This is a genomic window from Peptidiphaga sp. (genome assembly GCF_057238965.1).
Map to the genome: position 1 here is coordinate 1 of NZ_DBHHEV010000126.1, position 5,093 is coordinate 5,093.

General features: G+C 63.4%; 6 protein-coding genes. 2 read left to right on the forward strand and 4 right to left on the reverse strand.

The features are described 5' to 3' along the window. Both ACO48X_RS10705 and ACO48X_RS10710 read right to left on the reverse strand, forming a co-directional pair. A partial coding sequence (locus tag ACO48X_RS10705; RefSeq protein WP_485002070.1) for an rRNA adenine N-6-methyltransferase family protein occupies positions 1-495 on the reverse strand: 495 nt, incomplete at its 3' end. Between the two features lie 36 nt (positions 496-531). Beyond that, a complete protein-coding gene (locus tag ACO48X_RS10710; RefSeq protein WP_485002071.1) occupies positions 532-1,803 on the reverse strand; it encodes a resuscitation-promoting factor in 1,272 nt (423 codons plus the stop codon). Positions 1,804-2,468: 665 nt separating this feature from the next. On the opposite strand from ACO48X_RS10710, the gene ACO48X_RS10715 reads away from it, so the two are divergent. After that, a complete protein-coding gene (locus ACO48X_RS10715) occupies positions 2,469-3,296 on the forward strand; it encodes a hypothetical protein (RefSeq protein ID WP_485002072.1) in 828 nt (275 codons plus the stop codon). 95 nt (positions 3,297-3,391) lie between these two features. On the opposite strand, the gene ACO48X_RS10720 is transcribed toward ACO48X_RS10715, so the two are convergent. Both ACO48X_RS10720 and ACO48X_RS10725 read right to left on the reverse strand, forming a co-directional pair. Beyond that, positions 3,392-3,574, reverse strand: coding sequence for a hypothetical protein (locus tag ACO48X_RS10720; RefSeq protein ID WP_485002073.1), 183 nt, complete (start codon positions 3,572-3,574; stop codon positions 3,392-3,394). A 63-nt stretch (positions 3,575-3,637) separates the two neighbouring features. Beyond that, entirely contained in the window at positions 3,638-3,952 is a 315-nt protein-coding gene (locus ACO48X_RS10725; protein ID WP_485002074.1) for a hypothetical protein, read from the reverse strand. 614 nt (positions 3,953-4,566) lie between these two features. On the opposite strand from ACO48X_RS10725, the gene ACO48X_RS10730 reads away from it, so the two are divergent. After that, a complete protein-coding gene (locus tag ACO48X_RS10730; protein WP_485002075.1) occupies positions 4,567-4,983 on the forward strand; it encodes a hypothetical protein in 417 nt (138 codons plus the stop codon). Positions 4,984-5,093: the final 110 nt, after the last annotated feature.

Sequence of the window (5,093 nt, forward strand, 5' to 3'; positions counted from 1 at the left end):
CGCGGGGGTCTGACCCGTCCGCACGGACTCCCCCGCGGAATCCACGCTCTCCGGCTCGGGTTCAGCCGTCTCCGGCGCCGGTTCGACAACCCTGTGCGGGCATCCTTCCTTGATCTGGAGGCGTCTGGGAACGGGAAGATTCGAAGGGGCCTTTACATCCAAGGCGTCGAGATTGGCAACGGCCAGCCGCTCGACCGCCTCGGGCATGCGCGCCGCGACCGTCGATTCAAGCGCGCCGGCCAGAAGCGGATCGATTTCAACGGCGCACACGACGGCCCCGGCCTCCAACAGGGCCAGAGTGAGCGACCCCAAGCCGGGACCGACTTCCAGAACGACGTCACCGGGCCGCACTCCGGCGTCGCGCACTATCCGGCGGACCGTCCCGGCGTCGTGGACGAAGTTCTGCCCAAGCGTTTTCGTCGGCCGTATACCGAGCGTCGAGGCCAGCTCACGAATGTGGCTGGCCCCGAGCAAAGCGGATGTCGTTTTCGTCAAATGCGGACAGTTCCGATCGGCGTCAAAGAGTCCCGATCAGTACCAACCGGTGCTTTGGGAGTGGCCCCACGCGCCGCACGGCGTGCCGTAGCGGCCCTTGATGTAGCCGAGTCCCCACTTAATCTGGGTGGCGGGATTCGTCTGCCAGTCGGCGCCGGCGGAGGCCATCTTCGACCCCGGCAGGGCCTGCGGGATTCCGTAGGCGCCCGAGTAGGAGTTGAGAGCGTGCGAGTTCCAGTTCGATTCCTTGGTCCAAAGCTTGACCAAGCAAGAGAACTGATCGCCGCCCCAGCCGTAGGATCCCATCATCGACGCCGCAATCTGCTGGGATGAGCCAGCCGGAGCGGGCGTTGCGCCGCCAGACGGGACCTCTGCCGTCCCTCCGTCGCCGGTCGTGACGGTCTTGGTGGGCGGAGCCTCCTTTGTGCCGACGCTGACGACCTCGTCGACACGAGCAACCTTGACGCTCGAGACGACGAGCGTGCGCCCGGTCTCTTTGCCATTCTCATACGTTACTTCATAGGTGTTGGCGGTGACGCCATCGACGCCTTTGGTCTTGACCTCCGTCGACCCCTTGGCGAGGCTGGAGTCATCGACCTTGCTGCTCTTGTGCGCGTTGGCGACGTCCTCGGTCACCGTCTTCTTCTCAACGCGAGTGATGGTCACGGTCGAGCCGTCGGCCACCGGGGCGGACATCTCCTGCGAGACTTTGTCGTCGCCGTCGACGGTTATGCCGGCGTCGGCCAAAGCGCCCAAAAGCGTAGGCTTTGTGGTTGTGACGGTTCGCTTTTGGCCATCGACGGAAACGGTGAAGGTCGCCTTCGCCGCCTTTTCCTGAACCGGAGCAAGCTGGGCGACGCCGGCCGTGGCGTCCAAACGGTGGGCATCGTTCTCATTGGCGACCGAGAGCGTGCCCGCAGCAATGCCCCCGATGCCGGAGGCGGGGGCGACAACCGCCACAACGGCTGCGCGTGAGCGGGAAAAAAGGGAGAAACGGCTCTTCTTCGTCGACGTCGCGCCGACCGAAGCCAGCTCCTCGTCCACGAGTGCGTCAACCGGCGCCGCCTCGACTGGAGCCTCGGGAACCGGCGCCTCGGCGGCAGCTGCGGCGTGAGCCTCCTCTTCGTTCTCCGTGAACGGCCGCACGAGGTATCCAAGCGGCGAATCCGGATGGAGAAGGCTCTGGCTCAGCCCCTGCTGAGCACGCGCGGCCAAGCGCGCGGCGCGCCTCGAACCGGGCGCGGGGGCTTTCGACAGATCTATGTTGAACTCGAATGCTTCGCCTTGGGCAACGCTGTGACGACCCACTACGATCTCTCCTTGTTCTATCGGCGGACCCGCGAAACGGGAACCGGTTGATAACGATTCTGATACGAGTGTAACCAAATCGTTATCTTTTTGGCCACCCACGTATCGCATCTCACACCTTCAGGGTTTGACTTTTCAGCGCGAAACAAGGGAAAAGTTCCCGAGCCCACCCAGATATCGTTTTGTAATAGTATCGAGCTCACCCGAACAGCGCGCATCCGCATCGCCGATCGCGCGAACGCGAAACTCCCCGCGAACATGCCAGCAAAGTCGGCCATGCACACAAAGGCGTGAGCGAACAACCCTACCCGATGCTCAGCGACCGCGTCCAGACACTCAACCGATGCCGTCATGCAGCTGACAACTTTAGAAGGTCCCGAAACAGCACCGCTGGCACTCAAAACGCTTCTGTTTGCCCCCGAAACGGAGCCAATTGCATTCGAAACGGCACCAGGAGTTTCTAGATGGAACCACCCACTTTTCCGAGCACATCACACATTCCTGCCAATAGCGAACGAGACCAGTCGATTGCTGTGCACTTCTCCAAGCACATCCGATGTTCCCAGCAGTCATACGAAGTCCCCTGCAAGCGTGCAGACTTTGCGAGCGACCACATGATGGACGAGCAGCCCTGCCCTACTGGGATGTCGAACTACGCTGACATCATGACAAGCAACTTCCCTTCGTCGCCCAATGCGACGCCGACAGGCCCGTTCGCGCCCTCAAACCAGCCAATCCCGGATCCCTCCGCGCCCTTCGGCATAGACGCTCTCGGCCTCTATGCAGCATCGGGGCGGAAGAATACCCTCAACATCGTGACCGCAGCCCTTTCGGGGGTGGGAGCGACAATCCTCGTCGCCGGCTGTTTCGTCCCCTACCACAGGTTCAACTGGCGAGATTCCTCCTCCAGCTCGGACTCTAATTCGGATAAGAATACCCTTGCCGCCTTCGGCGGCGGATACTTTTTCCTTTACATCTTCTTCGCAATCGTCGTTTTTGCGCTCCTCGCCCTCGTCCTGCGTCGTCACAAAACCGGCGCCTCCCAGTGGGCGCCTTGCACGGCTTGCCTAATGACGAGCGGCGCCGTCCTCGCCATATCAATCGGCGAGAAGCGAACCATTTTCAGACAACAGGTTAGAGAATATTCGTACAGTCCGAGGCTCGGTTTCTGGCTGATTCTTGCAGCAGGCCTTCTTCTACTCGCATGCGGGATTCTTGGAATCGTTCTAGCGACGAAGGCCACTCCGAAGGTGATTGGGGTCGCCTATCTGCGGCAGTCTTCGGACAAGTCGCCATCAGACTTCGCGGGAGACCCTAGGGCCGTGGGAAACGTCTTTGCCGCCGAGGGGGCGCGCCCTCAGCCGAGCTACGGGCAAAATCCCCAGAGCCCCGGCAACGAGCGCACCGGGCCGCACACCGGCTCGTCTCCCGCAGGCCACAGTTCAGGGAGGCCCTCCAGTTCTTTCAGGCCTCCATACGGCAGAGTGGACTGATCGACGTCGTCCGCCGAGAGCTTTTCAGAATGCGGACATGTGGCGAGTTCCATGCCGCCGACGGCTTCCAGCGAATACCATTCTCTTATGAGCACTCAGTATCCTCCGCAGAATGCCACGGTCACCGGACAGATCGGCAAGGATTCGACCGATCGACAGGCGTACTCGTCGCCCTTTGCGGACCACGATTCGCCTGCAGCCCCCAAGCCCAAGGCAAGTTCGGGAAAGACGAGCATCGCGGCGCTCGTCGGAGGAATCGGCGCCCTTCTCGCCGTCATAGGCCTCTTCCTCCCCTACTTCAAGGCCGACGGCGGAGACCTCTCGTGGCTGAACTCGGGCGATTACAAGGGCTCAATGGGGCCTTTCTCCCTGACTCTCGCAGTCGGCATCGTCGCCGTCGTCGCCGTAATCATCCCGTCGCTCATGAAGAAATCGCCCAAGGCGGGCGGGCTTGCAGCCGGGCTGGCGCAGACTCTCGCGGGCCTCGTCACTGTCAGCAACTGGGCTGTCAACTTCCAGCCCGCGAAGTTCAGCGACGACGCCTCTCGGGGAATCGGCTTCTGGCTCATCGGAATCGGCGGAATCGTTTTGACCCTGGGAGGGCTTCTCACGCTGATCAGCGGCCTGAGGGCGGGAGCCGGCTCCGAGGTCCACACCGGGGGCTCTTATCTCTCCGCTCCCTACACGAACCAAGAATCGACGCTTGCGCCGCCTGCGGGCGCCACGGGACAGCCGCTTCCTGGCGATCAGAACAGGACCGGTCAATTCCCGCCCGTTCAGCCTTACGGCCAGCCGTATTCGACTCAGGCGCCCTTCGAGCGGCAGCCGCCTTTCGCCCAGTCGGCGGGTTCGAGTTACACGGGAGCCCCTCCCATGTCGGCGCAGTCAGCTCCGGAAACCCGTTGGCCGGCTTCCGCGCCGTCGAGGCTACGGCTCTCCTGCGGCGCAGCCGTATGGAGGGAGCCAGCAGCCTGCGCAGCCTTACGGGCAGCAGCCATACGGTGCGAACCAGCCCGCTCAGCCGTACGGACAGGCGCAGCCCGCGCAAACGCACGGGCAACAAGGGGACTTCCAAAGCCCCGGCGCGCCGCAGCAACAGCCGAACGACCCGCAGCAGCCGTTCAACGCTCAGCATGCTCCTGGCAATCAGCAGGTCCCGGGCAGCCAACCGTCGCCCTTCGGTCAGCCAGAGGCTTCTCGCCCCGAGCCGCAGCCTTCTTCCGCCCAACCGCAGTTCAATCAGCCGCAGTTCGGACAGGCGCCGAACAACATGGCTGTGCAAAGCCAGCCTGCGCAAGGGCAGCAGATCCAACCGGAGCAAAGCCAGCCCGCACAAGGGCAGGAGGGCGGGCCGACGCCGAACGGACAGGTTTCTCAAGCGCCTCACAGCGAGTCGGCTCCTCAGGAAACCTCGCCCCAAAGCAAGCAGGCTCCGCAAGCTGAGGCGACGCCCGAAACCGACGGCACTCCCCAGGCTGACGGCGCACCCCAGACTGACAGTGCGCCCCAGACCGGCAGCGCCCCTCAAGCGGGCGGGATGCCGGACGAGGGAACGCAAGCGCCCGCCCAGGCCCAGGATCAGCCCCTCCAACAGGGGGCTTCGGCGTCGAGCCCTTCTGCGTCCGAAGAAGCTGCGCCGTCGCCTCAGAACGACGGCGAGGCCTGGCGCCCCAAGCCCGACCAGTGACGTTTTCCACGGCGGCCTTCGGATTGAAGGCCGCCGGCAGTCGTTTCAGCGCCGCCGCTTTCTTTTAAGGCGTTCGACTCTAAGACAACCGACGCCTTCTGCACTCGCTC